18 protein-coding genes are annotated in these 22324 nt (G+C 72.4%); 14 read left to right on the top strand and 4 right to left on the bottom strand.

From position 1 onward, the window contains the following. Positions 1-23: 23 nt before the first annotated feature. On the top strand, positions 24-2510 hold the full coding sequence (locus IAG43_RS04885) for a RelA/SpoT family protein (protein WP_187739527.1): 2487 nt from the start codon (positions 24-26) through the stop codon (positions 2508-2510). 78 nt (positions 2511-2588) lie between these two features. On the opposite strand, the gene IAG43_RS04880 is transcribed toward IAG43_RS04885, so the two are convergent. After that, positions 2589-3818, bottom strand: a complete 1230-nt coding sequence (locus IAG43_RS04880) for a DUF349 domain-containing protein (protein ID WP_187739526.1) — start codon at positions 3816-3818, stop codon at positions 2589-2591. Positions 3819-3992: 174 nt separating this feature from the next. After that, entirely contained in the window at positions 3993-4793 is an 801-nt protein-coding gene (locus IAG43_RS04875) for a peptidylprolyl isomerase (protein WP_187739525.1), read from the bottom strand. 260 nt (positions 4794-5053) lie between these two features. Here IAG43_RS04875 and IAG43_RS04870 point away from each other — a divergent pair, with 260 nt between their 5' ends. The 4 genes from IAG43_RS04870 to IAG43_RS04855 all read left to right on the top strand — a co-directional run bounded on the left by IAG43_RS04870 (position 5054) and on the right by IAG43_RS04855 (position 9260). Next, positions 5054-5764 carry an MBL fold metallo-hydrolase gene (locus tag IAG43_RS04870; RefSeq protein WP_187739524.1) on the top strand — a complete coding sequence of 237 codons (711 nt, stop codon included), beginning with the start codon at positions 5054-5056 and terminating at the stop codon, positions 5762-5764. A gap of 13 nt (positions 5765-5777) precedes the next feature. After that, positions 5778-7040: a histidine--tRNA ligase gene (hisS, locus tag IAG43_RS04865; RefSeq protein WP_187739523.1), complete on the top strand. Its 1263-nt coding sequence runs from the start codon at positions 5778-5780 to the stop codon at positions 7038-7040. Between the two features lie 189 nt (positions 7041-7229). Further along, positions 7230-7865, top strand: coding sequence for a vitamin K epoxide reductase family protein (locus IAG43_RS04860; RefSeq protein WP_187739522.1), 636 nt, complete (start codon positions 7230-7232; stop codon positions 7863-7865). Positions 7866-7910: 45 nt separating this feature from the next. Then, positions 7911-9260 carry a replication-associated recombination protein A gene (locus tag IAG43_RS04855; RefSeq protein WP_187739521.1) on the top strand — a complete coding sequence of 450 codons (1350 nt, stop codon included), beginning with the start codon at positions 7911-7913 and terminating at the stop codon, positions 9258-9260. Between the two features lie 358 nt (positions 9261-9618). On the opposite strand, the gene IAG43_RS04850 is transcribed toward IAG43_RS04855, so the two are convergent. Next, positions 9619-10311 (bottom strand): DUF2470 domain-containing protein, encoded by a 693-nt coding sequence (locus IAG43_RS04850; RefSeq protein ID WP_187739520.1) that lies wholly within the window; start codon positions 10309-10311, stop codon positions 9619-9621. A 233-nt stretch (positions 10312-10544) separates the two neighbouring features. Between IAG43_RS04850 and rpsD the strand changes: the two genes are divergently transcribed. Next, positions 10545-11159 carry a 30S ribosomal protein S4 gene (gene rpsD, locus IAG43_RS04845; protein WP_147990758.1) on the top strand — a complete coding sequence of 205 codons (615 nt, stop codon included), beginning with the start codon at positions 10545-10547 and terminating at the stop codon, positions 11157-11159. A gap of 83 nt (positions 11160-11242) precedes the next feature. On the opposite strand, the gene IAG43_RS04840 is transcribed toward rpsD, so the two are convergent. Next, positions 11243-13420, bottom strand: a complete 2178-nt coding sequence (locus IAG43_RS04840) for an ATP-binding protein (protein ID WP_187739519.1) — start codon at positions 13418-13420, stop codon at positions 11243-11245. Positions 13421-13580: 160 nt separating this feature from the next. Between IAG43_RS04840 and IAG43_RS04835 the strand changes: the two genes are divergently transcribed. The 8 genes from IAG43_RS04835 (at position 13581) to aroC (ending at position 22296) form a co-directional block, all read left to right on the top strand. Continuing rightward, positions 13581-14012 carry a DUF948 domain-containing protein gene (locus IAG43_RS04835; protein WP_187739518.1) on the top strand — a complete coding sequence of 144 codons (432 nt, stop codon included), beginning with the start codon at positions 13581-13583 and terminating at the stop codon, positions 14010-14012. Between the two features lie 6 nt (positions 14013-14018). Then, entirely contained in the window at positions 14019-14426 is a 408-nt protein-coding gene (locus IAG43_RS04830; RefSeq protein ID WP_187739517.1) for a hypothetical protein, read from the top strand. Beyond that, complete coding sequence (gene alaS, locus IAG43_RS04825) at positions 14426-17095, top strand: alanine--tRNA ligase (RefSeq protein WP_187739516.1); 2670 nt, start codon at positions 14426-14428, stop codon at positions 17093-17095. Before IAG43_RS04830 ends, alaS begins: the two co-directional genes overlap by 1 nt. A 100-nt stretch (positions 17096-17195) precedes the next feature. Beyond that, on the top strand, positions 17196-17660 hold the full coding sequence (ruvX, locus tag IAG43_RS04820) for a Holliday junction resolvase RuvX (RefSeq protein ID WP_187739515.1): 465 nt from the start codon (positions 17196-17198) through the stop codon (positions 17658-17660). 101 nt (positions 17661-17761) lie between these two features. Beyond that, entirely contained in the window at positions 17762-19645 is a 1884-nt protein-coding gene (mltG, locus tag IAG43_RS04815) for an endolytic transglycosylase MltG (RefSeq protein WP_187739514.1), read from the top strand. Further along, positions 19635-20471, top strand: a complete 837-nt coding sequence (locus IAG43_RS04810; protein WP_187739513.1) for a shikimate dehydrogenase — start codon at positions 19635-19637, stop codon at positions 20469-20471. Before mltG ends, IAG43_RS04810 begins: the two co-directional genes overlap by 11 nt. Positions 20472-20522: 51 nt before the next feature. After that, entirely contained in the window at positions 20523-20948 is a 426-nt protein-coding gene (locus IAG43_RS04805) for a hypothetical protein (RefSeq protein ID WP_187739512.1), read from the top strand. Between the two features lie 163 nt (positions 20949-21111). Beyond that, entirely contained in the window at positions 21112-22296 is a 1185-nt protein-coding gene (gene aroC, locus IAG43_RS04800; RefSeq protein ID WP_187739511.1) for a chorismate synthase, read from the top strand. Positions 22297-22324 lie beyond the last annotated feature (28 nt).

Below are 22324 nucleotides of genomic sequence, written 5' to 3'. Positions count from 1 at the left end.
CCGGAACCGCACGAGGAGTGCCCTTGCCAGACGAGGCCCAGTCCGCCGCCGCGCAGCCCGGCCAGCAGGCCGCCGAGCCCACGGCAGCCCCTGCCGTGCCCGAGGCCCAGCCCGCCCGGAAGCCGCAGCCCGCTGTGACGGAGCGCACGGGCCCGGTGCCCGTCTCCGCGCCCAAGCCCGTGCCACCGGCCGCGGCCACCCGCTCCGGCGGGTCCTCGAACCGCGTCCGCGCCCGGCTCGCCCGCCTCGGCGTGCAGCGCTCCTCGCCGTACAACCCCGTGCTGGAGCCGCTGCTGCGCATCGTGCGCAGCAACGACCCCAAGATCGAGACGTCGACGCTCCGCCAGATCGAGAAGGCGTACCAGGTCGCCGAGCGGTGGCACCGCGGTCAGAAGCGCAAGAGCGGCGACCCGTACATCACCCACCCGCTCGCGGTCACCACCATCCTGGCCGAGCTGGGCATGGACCCCGCGACCCTGATGGCCGGTCTGCTGCACGACACGGTCGAGGACACCGAGTACGGCCTGGACCAGCTCCGGCGCGACTTCGGGGACTCGGTCGCCCTGCTCGTCGACGGCGTCACCAAGCTCGACAAGGTGAAGTTCGGCGAGGCCGCGCAGGCCGAGACCGTGCGCAAGATGGTCGTCGCCATGGCCAAGGACCCCCGGGTCCTGGTCATCAAGCTCGCCGACCGGCTCCACAACATGCGCACCATGCGCTACCTCAAGCGGGAGAAGCAGGAGAAGAAGGCCCGCGAGACGCTGGAGATCTACGCCCCGCTCGCCCACCGGCTGGGCATGAACACCATCAAGTGGGAGCTGGAGGACCTCGCGTTCGCGATCCTCTACCCGAAGATGTACGACGAGATCGTGCGCCTGGTCGCCGAGCGGGCCCCCAAGCGCGACGAGTACCTCGCCATAGTGACCGACGAGGTCCAGTCCGACCTCCGTGCCGCCCGGATCAAGGCCACCGTCACGGGACGGCCCAAGCACTACTACAGCGTCTACCAGAAGATGATCGTCCGCGGCAGGGACTTCGCGGAGATCTACGACCTGGTCGGCATCCGCGTCCTCGTCGACACCGTCCGTGACTGCTACGCGGCGCTGGGCACCGTCCACGCCCGCTGGAACCCGGTTCCGGGGCGGTTCAAGGACTACATCGCGATGCCCAAGTTCAACATGTACCAGTCCCTGCACACGACGGTGATCGGCCCCAACGGCAAGCCCGTCGAGCTCCAGATCCGCACCTTCGACATGCACCGCCGCGCCGAGTACGGCATCGCCGCGCACTGGAAGTACAAGCAGGAGACCGTCGCCGGCACCTCCAAGGTCCGCACCGACGTCCCGCGCGCCGCCAAGGGCAGCGCCGGCCAGGACACCGTCAACGACATGGCCTGGCTGCGCCAGCTCCTCGACTGGCAGAAGGAGACCGAGGACCCCGGCGAGTTCCTGGAGTCCCTGCGGTTCGACCTCTCGCGCAACGAGGTCTTCGTCTTCACGCCCAAGGGCGACGTCATCGCCCTGCCCGCCGGCGCGACGCCGGTCGACTTCGCGTACGCGGTCCACACCGAGGTCGGCCACCGGACGATAGGAGCACGGGTCAACGGGCGGCTGGTGCCGCTGGAGTCGACCCTGGACAACGGCGACCTGGTGGAGGTCTTCACCTCCAAGGCGGAGGGCGCCGGGCCGTCCCGTGACTGGCTCGGCTTCGTCAAGTCGCCCCGGGCCCGCAACAAGATCCGCGCCTGGTTCTCCAAGGAGCGCCGGGACGAGGCCATCGAGCAGGGCAAGGACGCCATCGTCCGCGCGATGCGCAAGCAGAACCTGCCCATCCAGCGGATCCTCACCGGCGACTCCCTCGTCACCCTCGCCCACGAGATGCGCTACCCGGACATCTCCTCGCTGTACGCGGCGATCGGCGAGGGCCATGTCGCGGCCCAGGGCGTCGTGCAGAAGCTGGTGCAGGCGCTCGGCGGCGAGGAGGCCGCCAGCGAGGACATCGCGGAGTCGACGCCGCCGTCCCGCAGCCGCTCCACGCGGCGCAACAACGCCGATCCCGGCGTCGTCGTCAAGGGCGTCGAGGACGTCTGGGTCAAGCTCGCCCGGTGCTGCACCCCCGTCCCCGGGGACCCGATCATCGGCTTCGTCACCCGGGGCAGCGGGGTATCCGTGCACCGCGCCGACTGCGTCAACGTCGACTCGCTGTCCCAGCAGCCCGAACGCATCCTCGACGTCGAGTGGGCGCCCACCCAGTCCTCCGTCTTCCTGGTCGCCATCCAGGTCGAGGCGCTGGACCGCTCCCGGCTGCTCTCCGACGTCACCCGCGTCCTGTCCGACCAGCACGTCAACATCCTGTCGGCGGCCGTGCAGACCTCCCGCGACCGGGTGGCCACCTCGCGCTTCACCTTCGAGATGGGCGACCCCAAGCACCTCGGCCACGTCCTCAAGGCCGTCCGCGGCGTGGAGGGCGTCTACGACGTGTACCGCGTCACCTCGGCGCGGCGGCCGTAGGGGCGCCGGCGCGGGGGAAGACGACCGGAGCCCCGGCGGTGTTTCCACCGCCGGGGCTCCGTCCGTATCTGCGGACGCTCAGCCGCCGAACTCCTCCAGGCCCTTCAGGGCCTGGTCGAGCAGGGCCTGCCGGCCCTCCAGCTCCCGGGAGAGCTTGTCGGCACGGGCGTTGTTGCCCGAGGCGCGGGCCGTGTCGATCTGCTCACGCAGCTTGTCGACGGCCGCCTGGAGCTGCCCCGTCAGACCGGCGGCACGCGCACGCGCCTCCGGGTTCGTCCGGCGCCACTCGTTCTCCTCGGACTCCTGGATGGCACGCTCCACCGCGTGCATCCGGCCCTCCACCTTCGGGCGGGCGTCGCGCGGCACGTGGCCGACGGCCTCCCAGCGCTCGTTGATGGACCGGAACGCGGCACGTGCCGCCTTGAGGTCCGTCACCGGGACGAGCTTCTCGGCCTCGGCCGCGAGCTCCTCCTTGACCTTGAGGTTCTCGCCCTGCTCGGCGTCCCGCTCGGCGAAGACGCCGCTGCGGGCCGCGAAGAAGACGTCCTGGGCGCCGCGGAAGCGGTTCCACAGGTCGTCCTCGGCCTCGCGCTGTGCGCGGCCCGCCGCCTTCCACTGCGTCATCAGGTCGCGGTAGCGGGCCGCGGTCGGGCCCCAGTCCGTCGACCCGGAGAGCGCCTCGGCCTCGGAGACCAGCCGCTCCTTGGTCCGGCGGGCCTCCTCGCGCTGCGCGTCCAGCGACGCGAAGTGCGCCTTGCGGCGCTTGGAGAACGCCGACCGGGCGTGCGAGAAGCGGTGCCACAGCTCGTCGTCGGACTTGCGGTCGAGCCGCGGCAGGCCCTTCCACGTGTCCACCAGCGCCCGCAGCCGCTCACCGGCCGAGCGCCACTGCTCGCTCTGCGCCAGCTCCTCCGCCTCGGCGACCAGCGCCTCCTTGGACTTGCGCGCCTCGTCGCTCTGCTTCGCGCGCTGGACCTTGCGCTCCTCACGGCGCTTGTCCACCGTCGCGACGAGCGCGTCCAGCCGCTCGCGCAGGGCGGCGAGGTCACCGACCGCGTGGTGCTCGTCCACCTGCTGACGCAGGTGGTCGATCGCGGTCTGGGCGTCCTTCGCCGCCAGGTCGGTCGTCTTCACCCGGCGCTCGAGGAGGCCGATCTCGACCACCAGGCCCTCGTACTTGCGCTCGAAGTAGGCCAGTGCCTCCTCGGGAGTTCCGGCCTGCCACGAACCGACGACCTGCTCGCCCTCGGCAGTACGCACGTACACGGTGCCCGTCTCGTCGACGCGGCCCCACGGGTCGCTGCTCACAGCGCCTCCTCAACCTGATGTCCGCGGGGGATCGGTCCCCCGGGCATCGTCCACAGTTTCCGCGGCGGGGTCTCGCCCGCCGTACGCAACGCGCATCCAGTCCGCGCTGCACAACGCCAATCTAGGCGACCGGCCGCCCGGCTGTCCGCACCCAGCGCGGCCGAATTCCACGCCTCACGCCTTCGGGACGGCGGCCTTCTCGATGGTGACGGGCTTCTTCGGCGCCCCGTCGGTGGCCCCGCCCTCCACACCGGCCTTGCCGACCGCCTCGACGATCTTCAGGCTCTCCGCGTCGAGCGTGCCGAACGGCGTGTACGACGGCGGCAGCTTGGTGTCCTTGTAGACGAGGAAGAACTGGCTGCCGCCGGTGCCCGGCTGGCCGGTGTTGGCCATGGCCACCGTGCCCGCCTTGTACGTCACCGCGCCGTCGGCGCCCGCCTTGCCGAGCGAGGTCAGGTTCTCGTCCGGGATGGTGTAGCCGGGGCCGCCGGTGCCGTCGCCCTTCGGGTCGCCGCACTGGAGGACGAAGATGCCCTGCGTGGTCAGACGGTGGCACTTGGTGCCGTCGAAGTAGCCCTTGTCCGCGAGCGCCTTGAACGAGTTCACGGTGTGCGGGGTCTTCGCCGCGTCCATCGCGATGCTGAGCCCGCCCTCGTTGGTGTCGATCGAGAAGGTGTACTTGGCCTTCTTGTCGATCGCCATCGCGGGCTCGGGAGCCTTGCTCTCCGTCTCCGAGGGCTCGGGGGAGGGCGAGTTGTCGGCCGAGGACGACGCGTTGTCGTCCTTCTTGTCGTCGCCCCCGCCGAGGCTCACACCCGCGTACACGGCGCCGCCGGAGGCGAGGACCACGGCGATCACGGCCGCGATGACCGCGTTGCGCTGCTTCGTCTTCTTCCGCGCCTTCTCCCGACGCTGCTGCTGGCGCTCGAACTTCTCCCGGGCGAGCTGCCGCCGCCGCTGATCGCTGCTGACCACCGGGTCTTCTCCTTGTAGTTCGTGGACGGACGTGGTGCGCGGACGGGGTGCGTGCACCTGGTCCGTGGACGTCGATACAGGCCGTACGCCGCGGGTGCTGAGCACGTCGCGTGATGCTGACCGCCGAGCTTGCCCCGTACGGTATACGGGTTGGCTGTGGAAGGAGATGCGCCGGTAGGCTCTGATCAGCCGTGATCGGCCCGGGCCGGCGGCCCGCCGGTCCCGCCACAAGCCTCTCGACGACCGAACTGAGGACGATCGTGCTTATTGCCGGGTTCCCCGCCGGGGCCTGGGGGACCAACTGTTACCTGGTCGCCCCGGCCGCAGGCGAGGAGTGCGTGATCATCGACCCCGGCCACCAGGCCGCCCAGGGAGTCGAGGAGACGCTCAGGAAGCATCGGCTCAAGCCCGTCGCCGTGGTGCTCAGCCACGGGCACATCGACCACGTCGCCTCCGTCGTCCCCGTCTGCGGCGCGCACGACGTGCCGGCGTGGATCCACCCCGAGGACCGGTACATGATGAGCGACCCGGAGAAGGCCCTCGGCCGCTCCATCGGCATGCCGCTCATGGGCGAGCTGACCGTCGGCGAGCCCGACGACGTCAAGGAGCTCACCGACGGCGCCGGGCTGAGCCTCGCCGGTCTGGAGTTCTCCGTCGCGCACGCACCCGGCCATACCAAGGGGTCGGTGACCTTCCGGATGCCCGAGGCCGCGGACGTGCCGTCCGTCTTCTTCTCGGGCGACCTGCTGTTCGCCGGCTCCATCGGACGCACGGACCTGCCCGGCGGCGACATGGACGACATGCTCGCCTCGCTGGCCCGGGTGTGCCTGCCGCTCGACGACTCGACCGTGGTGCTCTCCGGCCACGGTCCCCAGACGACCATCGGCCGTGAGCGCGCCACCAACCCGTATCTCCGCGAGGTGGCCTCCGGCCCCGGGAGCGGCCGGCCCGCTCCCCGACGAGGAATGTGACGAGACTTCCGACGTGAACACCTTCCAGGCCCCCCGGGGCACCTACGACCTCATCCCGCCGCGCTCCGCGGTCTTCCTCGCGGTCCGCGAGGCGATCTCCGCCCCGCTGAAGAACTCCGGCTACGGCTACGTCGAGACGCCCGGCTTCGAGAACGTCGAGCTGTTCGCCCGCGGCGTCGGCGAGTCCACCGACATCGTCTCCAAGGAGATGTACGCCTTCGAGACCAAGGGCGGCGACCAGCTGGCGCTGCGCCCCGAGGGCACCGCATCGGTGCTGCGCGCCGCGCTGGAGGCCAACCTCCACAAGGCCGGCAACCTGCCCGTGAAGCTCTGGTACTCCGGCTCGTACTACCGCTACGAGAAGCCGCAGGCCGGCCGCTACCGCCACTTCTCCCAGGTGGGGGCCGAGGCGATCGGCGCCGAGGACCCGGCGCTCGACGCCGAGCTGATCATCCTGGCCGACCAGGCGTACCGCTCGCTCGGCCTGCGCGACTTCCGCATCCTGCTGAACTCGCTCGGTGACAAGGAGTGCCGCCCGGTCTACCGGGAGGCGCTCCAGGCCTTCCTGCGCGACCTCGACCTCGACGAGGACACCCGCCGCCGGGTCGAGATCAACCCGCTGCGCGTCCTCGACGACAAGCGCTCCGAGGTCCAGAAGCAGCTCACCGGCGCGCCCATGCTGCGCGACTACCTCTGCGACGCCTGCAAGGCGTACCACGAGGAGGTCCGGGCGCTGATCACGGCGGCCGGGGTCGCCTTCGAGGACGACGAGAAGCTCGTCCGCGGCCTGGACTACTACACCCGCACCACCTTCGAGTTCGTGCACGGCGGACTCGGCTCCCAGTCCGCGGTGGGCGGCGGCGGCCGGTACGACGGCCTCTCCGAGATGATCGGCGGCCCCGCGCTGCCGTCCGTCGGCTGGGCGCTCGGCGTCGACCGCACGGTGCTGGCCCTGGAGGCCGAGGGCGTCGTCCTCGACATCCCGGCGGCCACCAGCGTGTACGCCGTCCCGCTCGGCGAGGAGGCCCGCCGGGTGCTCTTCGGCGTGGTCACCGAGCTGCGCAGGGCCGGGGTCGCCGCGGACTTCAGCTACGGCGGCAAGGGCCTCAAGGGCGCCATGAAGAACGCCAACCGGTCCGGGGCGCCGTACGCCCTGGTGGCCGGCGAGCGCGACCTCGCCGAGGGCGTGGTGCAGCTCAAGGACATGGAGTCGGGCGAGCAGCGGTCGGTCCCGCTGGAGACCGTCGTCTCCGAGCTGCGGGCGAAGCTGGCCTGAGTACGCCGCCGGCCGAGCACGCCGCGCGAAAGGGGCCCCGGGCGTCAACTGCCCGGGGCCCCTTCGCCGTTGCCCGGGTGCGCGGCGGTCACCCGGCGGGGTTCCTTATGCGGATCGAACGGAGACGGCGGGGCACGGTGGGGCAGAATGGCCCTGCTCCAGCCACCGGCGAGACGATGGAACGGCGACATGACCTCTTCAGCAGCCCGCGACGTGCCCACCGGCACCCAGGACCGCCCCGACGCGGGCACGATCGGAGCGAGCCGCGCCTTCGCGTGGATGCTGGTCGTCACCGGTGCGGCCGGTCTGCTGGCCGCGTGGGTGATCACCATCGACAAGTTCAAACTGCTGGAGGATCCGGGCTTCACGCCGGGGTGCAGCCTCAACCCGGTGGTCTCCTGCGGCAACATCATGAAGAGCGACCAGGCCGCCGTCTTCGGCTTCCCCAACCCGATGCTGGGCCTGGTCACGTACGCGATGGTGATCGCGATCGGCGTCGCGCTGCTGGCCGGCGCCCGCTACCGCCGCTGGTACTGGCTCGGGCTGAACGCCGGCTGCCTCTTCGGCGTCGGGTTCTGCACCTGGCTGATGCAGCAGTCGCTGTACGAGATCAACGCCCTGTGCCTGTGGTGCTGCCTCGCCTGGGCCGGCACGATCGTCATGTTCTGGTACGTCACCTCCCACAACGTCCGCAAGGGGGTGCTGCCCGCGCCGGCCGCGCTGCGCACCTTCTTCGGCGAGTTCACCTGGGTCCTCCCCGTGCTGCACATCGGGGTGATCGGGATGCTGATCCTGACCCGCTGGTGGGACTTCTGGACCTCCTGACCCGCCCGGCAGGCACTGTCGGTCCCCTGTCATAGGCTTCATCGCGTGGAACCCGACCTGTTCACCGCCGCCGCCGAAGAGCGCCAGGAGACCGACCCGACCAGCAGCCCCCTGGCCGTGCGGATGCGTCCGCGCACCCTCGACGAGGTCGTCGGCCAGCAGCACCTGCTGAAGCCGGGATCGCCCCTGCGCCGCCTCGTCGGCGACGGGGGCTCCGGCCGGGCCGGCGCCTCGTCGGTGATCCTCTGGGGTCCTCCGGGCACCGGGAAGACGACCCTCGCGTACGTCGTCTCCAAGGCGACGGACAAGCGGTTCGTCGAGCTCTCCGCGATCACCGCGGGCGTCAAGGAGGTCCGGGCGGTCATCGAGGGCGCCCGCAGGGCCGCCGGCGGCTACGGCAGGGAGACGGTGCTCTTCCTCGACGAGATCCACCGCTTCTCCAAGGCCCAGCAGGACTCCCTGCTCCCCGCCGTGGAGAACCGCTGGGTCACCCTGATCGCCGCCACCACGGAGAACCCGTACTTCTCGGTCATCTCCCCGCTGCTCTCCCGGTCGCTGCTGCTGACGCTGGAGCCGCTCACCGACGACGACATCGCGGCCCTGCTCGACCGCGCCCTCGCCGAGGAGCGGGGCCTGGCCGGTGCCGTCGGCATGGCCCCGGAGGCCAGGGGCCACCTGCTGCGGATCGCGGGCGGGGACGCCCGGCGGGCGCTGACCGCGCTGGAGGCGGCGGCGGGGGCCGCCCTCGACAAGGGGGAGGAGGAGATCTCCCTCGCCACCGTCGAGGAGACCGTCGACCGTGCCGCGGTGAAGTACGACCGCGACGGCGACCAGCACTACGACGTGGCCAGCGCGCTCATCAAGTCCATCCGGGGCTCCGACGTGGACGCCGCGCTGCACTACCTGGCGCGGATGATCGAGGCGGGGGAGGACCCGCGGTTCATCGCCCGGCGGCTGATGATCTCGGCGAGCGAGGACATCGGCCTGGCGGACCCCACCGCACTGCCGACGGCCGTGGCGGCCGCCCAGGCGGTCGCCATGATCGGCTTCCCGGAGGCCGCGCTGACGCTGAGCCACGCCACGATCGCCCTCGCGCTGGCCCCGAAGTCCAACGCCGCGACGCTCGCCATCGCCGCCGCCCAGCAGGACGTCCGCAGCGGGATGGCCGGGCCGGTGCCGTCGCATCTCCGCGACGGCCACTACAAGGGCGCGGCCAAGCTGGGCCACGCGCAGGGGTACGTCTACCCGCACGACGTCCCCGGCGGCATCGCGGCCCAGCAGTACGCGCCGGACGCGGTGCGCGGCCGCCGCTACTACGAGCCCACCCGCTACGGCGCGGAGGCCCGCTACGCGGACGTGGTCGAGAAGGTCCGGGAGCGGCTGCGGGGGGAGTGAGGCCCTTCAGCGGGCCCCGGCGGGCAGCCTCGGGTGCGGCGCCGGAGACTCCGGCGCGTCCTGGGGGCGTCTCCCCGGCCGACCGTGGGCATGGGGGCACTTCCACGGCCGCCAGGCCGCAGGGGGAAACCGAGGACATGGCCGCAGGCCGTGCGGCGACACCCGCCTGGACAGACCCGCCGGCCCGTGCAGCCTCACCGGCCCGTGCAGACCCGCCGACCTGAACAGCCCCACCGGCCCGAACAGACCCGCCGGCCCGTGCAGCCCCAGCGGCCCGAACGGACTCCGGCCCGTGCGGAACGCGGCCGCGGCCGCACCGGCACCCCGCGCAGCCCCGGACCTGCGCGCCCCCGGCGCGCTACTCCGCCGCCGCGAACAGCGCGTGCATCTCGCGGCGCAGCTCCGTGACGTCGCGCACCGGAGTGGGAAAGTCGAACCGCGCGTCGAACGCCGGCTCCCCGGTGAACCGCACCCGCAGCCCGAAACGGTCGAGTGCCAGCGGCACCGCCCTCCGGGCCCGGCCGCCGGTGACCGCCGCGCGGTCCCCGACGAGGGCGCACAGCGTCTGCACCTGGTCGTCGTGGGCGGAGGCGAGGTGCTGGAGCAGTTCGGTCTCGTGGGCCACCAGCGGGTCGACGGCCGCGGCGGCGAAGTCCTCGGGCTCGACGCCGCCCGCGCCCCAGAGGTCGTCGACGCTCGCCTCGCCGACCTCCAGGCGGAGCATCATGGCCCCGGGCTCGGTGGCGAGGCCCGGGGCGGAGGTCAGCCAGCCGGAGATCCACGCGCGGCCGCGGATACGGTGGGGGACGGCGACCGGGGCGACATCGGTGATCTCCAGCACGGCCGGAAGCTCGTCGTGGACGGCGTGGGTGGCCGCGCGCACGACGGGTGAGTCGGCGGGGAAGAGCAGGTACACCTCGCCGTCCGGGCCGACCACGCGCGCCTGCGGAGCGAGCTGCTCGGGGCGGGCCCCCTCCACTCCGTGAACGAGCAGCACCGCTGAGCATGTACTCTGTACGAGAGTTCGTGTGCGCTCGGCTGCTGACGGCATCCGGGTGATTTCAAGCCCGCTGGGACGCGGCTGACCATGAGCTGATCGGACCTCCGTCACCTCGACGCCGGACGTCGTCACGACGTCCGCATCGCCGGACGTCATCATGACGTCCGCAGACGCGTCGGTGTCTTTCGTGCTGTCCGTGATGCGCTTGGTGTTCCCAGGGCGAGACATGCGATCTCCTTGAGTAAGGTAAGCCTAACCTAACCTACTATGGAGGTCTGGAGAACGTGCCTAACCAGTCGCGTCCCAAGGTCAAGAAGTCCCGTGCGCTCGGTATCGCCCTGACGCCGAAGGCCGTGAAGTACTTCGAGGCTCGCCCCTACCCGCCGGGTGAGCACGGCCGTGGCCGCAAGCAGAACTCGGACTACAAGGTCCGCCTGCTCGAGAAGCAGCGCCTGCGTGCGCAGTACGACATCAGCGAGCGCCAGATGGCCCGCGCCTACGACCGCGCCAAGAAGGCCGAGGGCAAGACCGGCGACGCGCTCGTCGTCGAGCTCGAGCGCCGCCTCGACGCCCTGGTCCTGCGTTCGGGCATCGCCCGCACCATCTACCAGGCCCGTCAGATGGTCGTCCACGGCCACATCGAGGTCAACGGCGGCAAGGTCGACAAGCCGTCCTTCCGCGTCCGTCCCGACGACGTCGTGATGGTCCGCGAGCGCTCCCGCGAGAAGGCCCTCTTCCAGGTCGCCCGCGAGGGTGGCTTCGCCGCCGACGGCGAGACCCCGCGCTACCTGCAGGTCAACCTGAAGGCCCTGGCCTTCCGTCTGGACCGCGACCCGCAGCGCAAGGAAGTCCCGGTCATCTGCGACGAGCAGCTCGTCGTCGAGTACTACGCCCGCTGATCAGGCCGGTTCCCTCCCGGTGAGAGCCGGGAGACCCGCCCGACAGGCGTGCCGTGTGCGGCGGGAGACCGCCGCACACCGCCTCAGCCCGCCGTCTCCCCGCCGTTCCCGGTGGGGAGGCCGGCGGGCTCTCGCGTGTCCGGGGAGGCCGGCGGACCCGTGCGCTGCCGGGCCCGGAAGACCCGCACCCGCTCCGGAGCGGTGAGCGCACGCCGCACCGCGGCGTCCAGCGGCAGTGCCCGGCCGGTTTCCACGCACTCCTCGTACCTCCGGGCCCCCAGCTGTTCCGCGGCCCGGCGGGCGCACATCTCCCGGGGCGCGGCGAAGTGCACCGAGCCGAAGACCGCGACGCCCACCGAGTCCCAGACCGGCGCCGCCGCGCCCTGGAGCACCGCGGCCTCCGCGGGATCGCCCTCCGAGGCGGTCACCAGGGCGAGCAGCTCGATCGCCAGGGCCAAGCCGACCAGGTCGTTGAACCGGTGGTCGACCGTGATGCACTCGGTCAGCAGCGCCCGGGCGCGGGCGTGCTCACCGGCCGCCCAGGCCGCGTACGCGAGGACGTACAGCGCGTAGGCGCGGGTCCACAGCTCGCCGAACGTCTCGCAGACCTCCCGCACCTCCTCGCACACCTCGACCGCCGCGTCCAGCCGGTCCTGGAAGACCAGCGCCATGGCCAGCTCCACCTGCCCCATCAGGACGTTGCTGTTGAGCTCGCCGACCCGGTCGTAGTCCGCGAGCGCGCTGCGCAGCAGCCGCTCGGCGCGCGGGACGTCGTCCGACAGCAGCGCGAGGCAGCCCTTGCGATGGGTCGCATACGCGCCCGCCAGCACGTTCTCCCCGGCCTCCGCGCCCTCGCCGCACTCGTGCAGCGCGGCGGCCGCGGCCGCCGCGTCGCCCTGGAGCACGGCCACGTACCCGAGCACCCACAACGCCTTCAGCCGCGCGTCCGGGTACCGCGTCTCGTGGGCGAGCACCCGGTCGAGCCAGTGGCGGCCCTCGGAGAGCCGGCCGCAGCCGGCCCAGTAGAACCAGAGCGTCCCGACCAGGTGCTGTCCCAGATGCGCCTCGTCCGGGCGTTCCAGGCAGACCTCGACGGCGGCCCGCAGATTGGGCAGCGCGCTGTCGGTGCACGCCGCGACGTCCGCCTGCCGCGGACCGAACCACTCCAGCTCGCACCAGGTGGCCAGCCCCATGTACCAGTCGCGGTGCCGGCTGCGCAGCCGCTCGGCGTCGCCCAGCTCGGCCAGCCACTCCGCGCCGTACGCGCGCACGGTGTCGAGCATCCGGTAGCGGGCGCCGCCGGCGCTCTCCGCGCGGGTGACCACGGACTGCGCGATCAGTTCCCCGAGGACGTCCAGCACCGACCCGGCCGGCAGGTCCGGACCGCTGCACACGTACTCGACCGCCTCCAGGTCGAAGTCGCCGGCGAAGACCGACAAGCGCGCCCACAGCAGCCGCTCGGCGGGGGTGCACAGCTCGTGGCTCCAGCCGACGGCGGTGCGCAGCGTCCGGTGCCGGGGCAGCGCCCCCCGGACACCGCACGTCAGCAGCCCGAAGCGGTCGTCCATCCGGTCCAGCAGCTGCTCCAGCGTCAGGGCGGGGAGCCGCCCGGCGGCCAGTTCCAGTGCGAGCGGGACCCCGTCCAGGCGCCGGCACAGCTCCCGCACCAGCGCCGGATCCTCCCGAGCCCACCGCCCGGTGCCGGCCGCACGGGCCGTGAACAGCAGCGCGGCGTCCTGCGGGGTCATCGGCCCGAGCGGCAGCACGGCCTCGCCGTCCAGCCGCAGCGGCCGCCGCCCCGCCGCCAGCACCGCGACGCCCGGCGCGTGCCGCAGGACATCGCGGAGAAGAGGCGCGCACGTCTCGACCAGGTGCTCGAAGCCGTCCACGACGAGGAGCAGCCGCCTGCCCGCCAGGTGCCGCAGCAGCACGTCGCGGGCGGGCCGGCCGGTGTGGTCGGTGACGCCGAGCGCTCCGAGCAGGGCGTGGGCGACGAGCCGGGGGTCCCGTACCAGGGACAGCTCGGCCAGCCGCGCACCGTCGGCGTACCGATTCTGCTGTGCCGCGGCCGCCCGCACCGCCAGGCGGGTCTTGCCGATCCCGCCCGGCCCCACGAGGGTGACCAGTCGCGACGTCTCCAGGGCACGGGCCGCGGCGGCCAGTTCGCCGGCCCGGCCGACGAATCCGTTCACCTCGGCGGGCAGGCCGCACGGGGCCGGGGGAGGAAGGCGGTCGGGATCTCCGGGGCCGTGGTCTCGCATAGCGCACGCAGCGTACCGACGCGTGCGCACTGCGTTCAACCGCCCCACGTCGGCCCGTCCCGCCGGGCGGCAATCCGGTACGGTGCGCCACCCCGGGCGCGATAAGGTCGGGGACGCGGACAATTCAGTGCCGGACGACGATTTCAGAGAGCGGTGCGCAGTGACCGGTGGAGAGGTTGCCGGGATCCTGGTGGCCGTCTTCTGGGCGATCCTGGTGTCCTTCCTCGCCGTGGTGCTGGTGAGGCTGGCGCAGACGCTCAGGGCGACCACCCGACTCGTGGCGGACGTGACCGAACAGGCCGTGCCGCTGCTGGCCGAGGCCTCGACCGCGGTCCGCTCCGCGCAGACCCAGCTCGAACGGGTCGACGCCATCGCCAGCGACGTCCAGGAGGTCACCTCCAACGCCTCCGCGCTCTCCACCACCGTCGCCTCGACGTTCGGCGGCCCCCTCGTCAAGGTCGCGGCCTTCGGCTACGGCGTGCGGCGCGCGCTGGGCCGCCGCGGCGAGGACACCCCGTCCGCGGACCCCCGTCGTACCGTGATCGTCGGCCGGACCGTACCGGGCGCACGGCGCAAGAAGCGGAAAGGCTGACGCTCCATGTTCCGCCGTACCTTCTGGTTCACCGCGGGCGTGGGCGCCGGCGTGTGGGCCACCACCAAGGTCAACCGCAAGCTGAAGCAGCTCACCCCGGAGAGCCTGGCCGCCCAGGCCGCCGGCAAGGCGGTCGACGCGGGGCACCGGCTCAAGGAGATCGCCGTCGACATCCGCGCGCAGATGGCGCAGCGCGAGGCCGAACTCGGCGACGCCCTCGGCCTGAACGAGCGCCCCGGACTGCCCCCGGCCTCCCGGCGCCCGGCCGTCGGGCGCGGCGGGCCCGCGCCGGCGCCCCGCCCGTACGCGCTGACGGACGACGGCCGCCGCACCGACGACGGCCGCCGCACCACCGAGAACACCACCGAGGGCCCCGCCGCCGGGGCCCCGTACAACCGGAATGAGGACCACTGATGGAGTCGGCTGAAATCCGCCGCCGCTGGCTGAGCTTCTTCGAGGAGCGCGGCCACACCGTTGTCCCCTCGGCGTCGCTCATCGCGGACGACCCGACTCTGCTCCTGGTCCCCGCGGGCATGGTCCCCTTCAAGCCCTACTTCCTCGGGGAGGTCAAGCCGCCCGCCCCGCGCGTCACCAGCGTGCAGAAGTGCGTGCGCACCCCCGACATCGAAGAGGTCGGCAAGACCACCCGCCACGGCACGTTCTTCCAGATGTGCGGCAACTTCTCCTTCGGCGACTACTTCAAGGAAGGCGCCATCAAGCTCGCCTGGGAGCTGCTCACCAGCCCCCGGGACAAGGGCGGTTACGGCCTGGAGCCGGAGAAGCTCTGGATCACCGTCTACCTCGACGACGACGAGGCCGAGCAGATCTGGCGCGACGTGGTCGGCGTCCCGGCCGAGCGCATCCAGCGCCTCGGGAAGAAGGACAACTTCTGGTCCATGGGCGTCCCCGGCCCCTGCGGACCCTGCTCCGAGATCAACTACGACCGCGGTCCGGAGTTCGGCGAGGAGGGCGGCCCGGCCGTCAACGACGAGCGCTACGTGGAGATCTGGAACCTGGTCTTCATGCAGTACGAGCGCGGCGCCGGCGACGGCAAGGAGGACTTCCCGATCCTGGGAGACCTGCCGAGCAAGAACATCGACACGGGCCTCGGCCTGGAACGCCTCGCGATGATCCTGCAGGGCGTGCAGAACATGTACGAGACCGACACCCTGCGCGTCGTGATGGACAAGGCCACCGAGCTGACCGGCGTCCGCTACGGCGCCGAGGCCGGGTCCGACGTCTCGCTGCGCGTGGTCGCCGACCACATCCGCACCTCCACCATGCTCATCGGCGACGGCGTCACCCCCGGCAACGAGGGCCGTGGCTACGTGCTCCGCCGGATCATGCGCCGCGCCATCCGCAACATGCGCCTGATGGGCGCCACCGGACCGGTCGTGAAGGACCTCGTCGGCGTCGTCGTCGACACCATGGGGCAGCAGTACCCGGAGCTGGCCACCGACCGCGGCCGCATCGAGACCGTCGCCGTGGCCGAGGAGTCCGCCTTCCTCAAGGCCATCAAGGGCGGCACCAACATCCTCGACACCGCCGTCACCGAGACCAAGGCCGCAGGCGGCACCGTGCTCGCCGGCGACAAGGCGTTCCTGCTCCACGACACCTGGGGCTTCCCGATCGACCTGACCCTGGAGATGGCGGCCGAGCAGGGCCTGTCCGTCGACGAAGAGGGCTTCCGCCGCCTGATGAAGGAGCAGCGGGACCGGGCCAAGGCCGACGCCAAGGCCAAGAAGACCGGCCACGCCGACCTCTCCGCCTACCGCGAGGTCGCCGACAACGCGGGCACCACCGAGTTCACCGGCTACGGCTCCCTGGAGGGCGAGTCCACCGTCGTCGGTCTGCTCGTGGACGGCGTCTCCTCGCCGGCCGCCTCCGAGGGCGACGAGGTCGAGGTCGTCCTCGACCGCACCCCGTTCTACGCCGAGGGCGGCGGCCAGCTCGCCGACCAGGGCCGCATCAGGCTGGACTCCGGCGCGGTCATCGAGGTCCGCGACGTGCAGCAGCCGGTCCCCGGCGTCAGCGTCCACAAGGGCGTCGTGCAGGTCGGCGAGGTCACCGTCGGCGCCTCCGCGTACGCCGCCATCGACGTGCGCCGCCGCCGGGCCATCGCCCGTGCCCACAGCGCCACCCACCTCACCCACCAGGCCCTGCGCGACGCGCTCGGCCCCACGGCCGCCCAGGCCGGCTCGGAGAACTCCCCGGGCCGCTTCCGCTTCGACTTCGGCTCGCCGAACGCCGTCCCCGGCACGGTCCTCACCGACGTCGAGCAGAAGATCAACGAGGTGCTCTCCCGCGAACTCGACGTCCACGCCGAGGTCATGAGCATCGACGAGGCCAAGAAGCAGGGCGCCATCGCCGAGTTCGGCGAGAAGTACGGCGAGCGGGTGCGCGTGGTGACCATCGGCGACTTCTCCAAGGAGCTGTGCGGCGGCACCCACGTCGGCAACACCGCCCAGCTCGGCCTGGTGAAGCTGCTCGGCGAGTCCTCCATCGGCTCCGGCGTCCGCCGCGTCGAGGCCCTCGTCGGCGTCGACGCGTACAACTTCCTCGCGAAGGAGCACACCGTCGTCGCCCAGCTCCAGGAGCTGGTCAAGGGCCGCTCCGAGGAGCTGCCGGAGAAGATCGCCGCCATGCTCGGCAAGCTGAAGGACGCCGAGAAGGAGATCGAGAAGTTCCGCGCCGAGAAGGTGCTGGGCGCCGCGGCCGGCCTCGCCGAGGGCGCCAGGGACGTCCGCGGCATCGCCCTGGCCACGGGCACTGTCCCCGACGGCACCTCCGCCGACGACCTGCGCAAGCTGGTGCTCGACGTCCGCGGCCGCATCCCGGGCGACCGCCCGGCCGTCGTGGCCGTCTTCACCACGGCGAACGGCCGCCCGCTCACCGTCATCGCCACCAACGAGGCGGCCCGCGAGCGGGGCCTCAAGGCCGGCGACCTGGTGCGCACCGCCGCCAAGACCCTCGGCGGCGGAGGCGGCGGCAAGCCCGACGTCGCCCAGGGCGGCGGCCAGAACCCGGACGCCATCGGCGACGCCATCGCCGCCGTCGAGCGTCTTGTCGCCGAGACCGCGTGAGCACGGCCGCCGGTCCGCGGCGGGGCCGGACGCGCGCACGGGCCCTCCGTGCGCGCGTCCGGCCGGCCCCGGCCCCGGCGGGGAACGGGAAGTGAGCGCCATGCGCAGAGGACGCCGCCTCGCGGTCGACGTCGGCGACGCCCGGATCGGGGTCGCCTCGTGCGACCCGGACGGGCTGCTCGCCACACCGGTGGAGACCGTCCCCGGCCGGGACGTCCCGGCCGCACACCGGCGGCTGCGGCAACTGGTGGAGGAGTACGAGCCGATCGAGATCGTGGTGGGGCTGCCCCGCTCGCTCAGCGGCACGGAGGGACCGGCGGCCAAGAAGGTCCGTTCCTTCGCCCGCACGCTCGCCCAGGGCGTCAAGCCGGTGCCCGTCCGTCTGGTCGACGAGCGGATGACGACGGTCACGGCCACCGCGGGGCTGCGGGCGTCGGGCGTGAAGGCGAAGAAGGGCCGGTCCGTCGTCGACCAGGCCGCCGCCGTGGTGATCCTGCAGAACGCCCTGGAGTCCGAACGGGTGTCGGGCCGACCCCCGGGCGAGGGCGTCGAAACGATTGTCTGATCGCGATACGGTAACGTTCCGCGCAATGCGGCCGTGTTCGAACAGCGGGCGCACAGAGAAGAGGCGGATCGTCTTCGCCGTCTCGCGGCCCTAGGGGATCGATGACTGAGTATGGCCGGGGCCCCGGCTCCGAACCGTGGCATCCCGAGGACCCGTTGTACGGGGACCAGGGATGGGGAGGCCGGCAGTCCACCGAGGGTCACGCTCCGTACGCCGGTGAGTCCCCGCAGTATCAGCAGCAGGGGCAGCACCAGCAGCACGGCGGGCAGCAGGATCCCTACGCCCAGCAGCAGTACGGGCAGCAGGACCCGTACGCGCAGCAGCAACAGCAGCAGCAGTACGGCGGCCAGGACCCGTACGCGCAGCAGCAGTACGCGCAGCAGCAGTACCAGCAGCAGGGGCAGCACCAGCAGTACGGCGGGCAGCAGGACCCGTACGCCCAGCAGCAGTACGGGCAGCAGGACCCGTACGCGCAGCAGCAACAGCAGCAGCAGTACGGCGGCCAGGGCTACGACGGATCCTGGGACACCGGTCAGCAGGCGGCCGTGCCGTACGGCACGGACGGGACGGGCGGTCACGGCGCCCACCCCCAGGGCTACGGCAGCCGGCAGGAGGCCGACTACTACGCCACCCCCGAGGCCTACCCGCCGCCGGAACCGCCCTCCCGCCGCGGCCGTCCCCAGCCCGAACCGGAACCCGTCTCCGACTGGGACCGGGAGGCCGAGCAGGAGGAGGACCACCCGTTCTTCACCGGTGAGGACGCCCGCACGGGCCGCCGCGGCGAGAGCCGCGGACGCGGGCGTGAGCAGGCCGGGGGCGGCGACGGCGGTCACGACGGGGACGACGGCGACGACGACGGATACGACGACCACGACGACGCCCCGCGCTCCGGCGGCGGTCGCGGCGCCGGTAAGCGGAAGGGCGGCCGGAACGGCCTGGCGTGCCTGGTCGTCGCGGCGGTCCTGGTCGGCGGCGTCGGCGGGGTCGGGTACTTCGGCTACCAGTTCTGGCAGGACCGCGGCACGGTCGAGGACTTCGCCGGATCGGGCACCGGCCAGGTCTCGGTCGAGATCCCCAAGGGGGCGACCGGTTCGACGATCGGTCAGATCCTCAAGCGCGAGGGCGTCGTCAAGAGCGTCGACGCCTTCATCCAGGCCCAGAACGACAACCCCAAGGGCCGCTCCATCCAGGACGGCAACTACCTCCTGAAGAAGGAGATGTCGGCGAAGAGCGCGGTCGAGCTGATGCTCAGCGACGCCAGCCGCAACAACCTGATCATCGCCGAGGGCCGCCGCAACGCCACGATCTACGCCGACATCGACAAGAGGCTCGGCCTGGAGGCCGGCACCACCGAGGACGTCGCCGAGAAGAACGCGGACTCGCTCGGACTCCCCGAATGGGCCAAGGGCCACGCCGACCTGAAGGACCCGCTGGAGGGCTTCCTCTTCCCGGCCGCCTATCCCGTCGCCAAGGGCGCCAAGCCCGAGGACGTCCTGAAGAAGATGGTCGCCCGCGCGAACCAGGAGTACGAGAAGGCCGGCCTGGAGGAGAAGGCCGACGGGCTGGGCCTGAAGAGCCCCTGGGAACTGCTGACGATCGCCAGCCTCGTCCAGGTCGAGGGCAAGACGCACGACGACTTCCGCAAGATGTCCGAGGTCGTCTACAACCGCCTCAAGCCGACCAACACCGAGACCAACCAGCTGCTCCAGTTCGACTCGGCCTTCAACTACCTCAAGGGCGAGAGCAACATCGACATCTCCGAGGCCGAGATCAACAAGAACCAGGACCCGTACAACACGTACACCCAGCGGGGCCTGACACCGGGGCCGATCAGCAACCCGGGCAACGACGCCATCGCGGCGGCGCTGAACCCGACGGACGAAGGCTGGATGTACTTCGTCGCCACGGACGGCATGAAGGTGACGGAGTTCGCCAAGACCCACAGAGACTTCCTGAAGCTGAAGGACAAGTTCAATGCCAGTTAGGCCCGGGGCGCGGCGGGCGGCCGTGCTCGGTTCGCCCGTCGCCCACTCGCTCTCCCCGGTGCTCCACAACGCCGCGTACGCCGCCATGGGCCTGGCCGGCCGGACCTACGGGCGCTTCGAGGTGGACGAGGCCGCGCTGCCGGGGTTCGTCGCCTCCCTCGACGAGAGCTGGGCGGGCCTGTCGCTGACCATGCCGCTCAAGCGGGCCGTCATCCCGCTGCTCGACGAGATCAGCGCGACGGCGGCCGCCGTGGAGGCGGTGAACACGCTGATCTTCACCGAGGACGGGCGCAGGACCGGCGACAACACCGACATCCCGGGGATGATCGCCGCCCTGCGCGAGGCCGGTGTGGAGAAGGTGGACTCCGCCGCCGTCCTCGGCGCGGGGGCCACCGCGTCCTCCGCGCTGGCCGCCCTGTCGCACCTGTGCACGGGCCCGGTCACCGCCTACGTCCGCAGCGCCGCCCGGGCGGCGGAGATGCGCGGCTGGGGAGAGCGGCTCGGCGTCGACGTCACGGTCGCGGACTGGGCCGATGCCGCCCGGGCCCTGACCGCACCCCTGGTGGTGGCCACCACGCCCTCGGGCACCACCGATGCACTGGCGGCCGCGGTCCCGTCCCGGCCCGGCACCCTCTTCGACGTCCTGTACGAGCCGTGGCCCACCCGGCTGGCGTCGGCCTGGGGCGAGCGGGGCGGCGCCGTCGTCGGCGGCCTGGACCTGCTGGTCCACCAGGCGGTGCTCCAGTGCGAGCAGATGACGGGCGTCTCCCCGGTACCGGTCGAGGCCATGCGCACGGCGGGCGAAGAGGCCCTGCGGGCCCGCTAGGATCGGCCCGTTCGAGCAGGAGCACGACAAAAGCACAGGGGGATCCCGGCCATGGACACCGGTCAGCCGCAGGCATCGATTCTGAAGAACGTCTTCGAAGGAGTCGTCTCCTTCCTCCCCGAGTGGCTGCAGATCCCGATCGTGGGCCTGATCGTCCTCCTGGTGGTCCTCGGCTGGATCTCCTCGATCCGCAAGAAGGCGGCCCGGCGGCGCGCCGCCCGGTCGCCGCAGCCGGTGGCCGCCCCGCCGTCCGGTGCGGGCGGCGGCGGAAGCGGCGCGGACTTCCTCGGCCCGTACGCACCCCCTGCCCCGCAGCCCGCCGGGCCCAGCGGCGCGGACTTCCTCGGCCCGTACGCGCCCGCCGCGCGGCAGCCCGCCGCGTCGCCGGCCGAGCCCCCGGCCCCGCAGCAGGGCGGCGCCGCCTTCCTCGGCTCCTACGCCCCGGCCGCCCGCCCCGGCGGGAACGACGCGCACTGAGCCGTCCCGCTCCACGTCCGCCTGATGGGACGGTGGCCGGGGGGCGGGCCGGGACGTGGGAGGATCGGGGGAGGCGGGCCTGGGCCGCGCGCCCCCAGTTCACCCCTGGGAGGTGCCCCGGGCCGTGCCGTCGCAGTACGAGGCGCGAGCATGAGGAGCACCGTTGAGCAGGTTGCGTTGGCTGACCGCGGGCGAGTCGCACGGACCCGCCCTGGTGGCGACGCTGGAGGGTCTTCCCGCCGGCGTCCCCGTCACCACCGACATGGTGGCTGACCACCTCGCCAGGCGGCGTCTCGGCTACGGGCGCGGTGCCCGGATGAAGTTCGAGCGCGACGAGGTCACCTTCCTGGGCGGCGTCCGCCACGGCCTGACCATGGGTTCGCCGGTCGCCGTGATGGTCGGCAACACCGAGTGGCCCAAGTGGGAGAAGGTCATGGCGGCCGACCCGGTGGATCCGGACGAGCTCGCGCAGCTCGCCCGCAACGCCCCGCTCACCCGCCCCCGCCCCGGTCACGCCGACCTCGCGGGCATGCAGAAGTACGCCCTCGACGAGGCGCGCCCGGTGCTGGAGCGCGCGAGCGCGCGGGAGACCGCGGCCCGGGTGGCCCTCGGGGCGGTCGCCCGCTCCTACCTCAAGGAGACGGCGGGCATCGAGATCGTCTCCCACGTCGTCGAACTGGCTGCCGCCAAGGCGCCGTACGGCGTCGTCCCCGTCCCCGCCGACGAGGAGCGCCTCGACGCCGACCCCGTCCGCTGCCTGGACGCCGACGCGAGCAAGGCGATGGTCGCCGAGATCGACCAGGCCCACAAGGACGGCGACACCCTCGGCGGCGTCGTCGAGGTGCTGGCCTACGGCGTGCCCGTCGGCCTCGGCTCGCACGTCCACTGGGACCGCAGGCTCGACGCCCGGCTGGCCGGCGCGCTCATGGGCATCCAGGCCATCAAGGGCGTCGAGGTCGGCGACGGTTTCGACCTCGCCCGGGTGCCCGGCTCCCAGGCCCACGACGAGATCGTCCCCACCGACGAGGGCATCCGCCGCACCTCCGGCCGCTCCGGCGGCACCGAGGGCGGCATGTCCACCGGTGAACTGCTGCGCGTGCGCGCCGCGATGAAGCCGATCGCGACCGTCCCGAGGGCGCTGCGCACCGTCGACGTGGAGACCGGCGAGCCCGCCGCCGCCCACCACCAGCGCAGCGACGTGTGCGCCGTGCCCGCCGCCGGCATCGTGGCCGAGGCCATGGTGGCGCTCGTCCTCGCGGACGCGGTCGCCGAGAAGTTCGGCGGCGACAGCGTCACCGAGACCCGGCGCAACGTCCGCGCCTACCTCGACAACCTCCACATCCGGTGAGCGCCCCGCTGATCGTGCTGGTCGGGCC

The organism is Streptomyces genisteinicus (assembly GCF_014489615.1).
In the GTDB taxonomy this organism is placed as follows: Bacteria; Actinomycetota; Actinomycetes; order Streptomycetales; family Streptomycetaceae; genus Streptomyces; species Streptomyces genisteinicus.
This window is presented reverse-complemented; position numbering and strand designations above follow the sequence as displayed.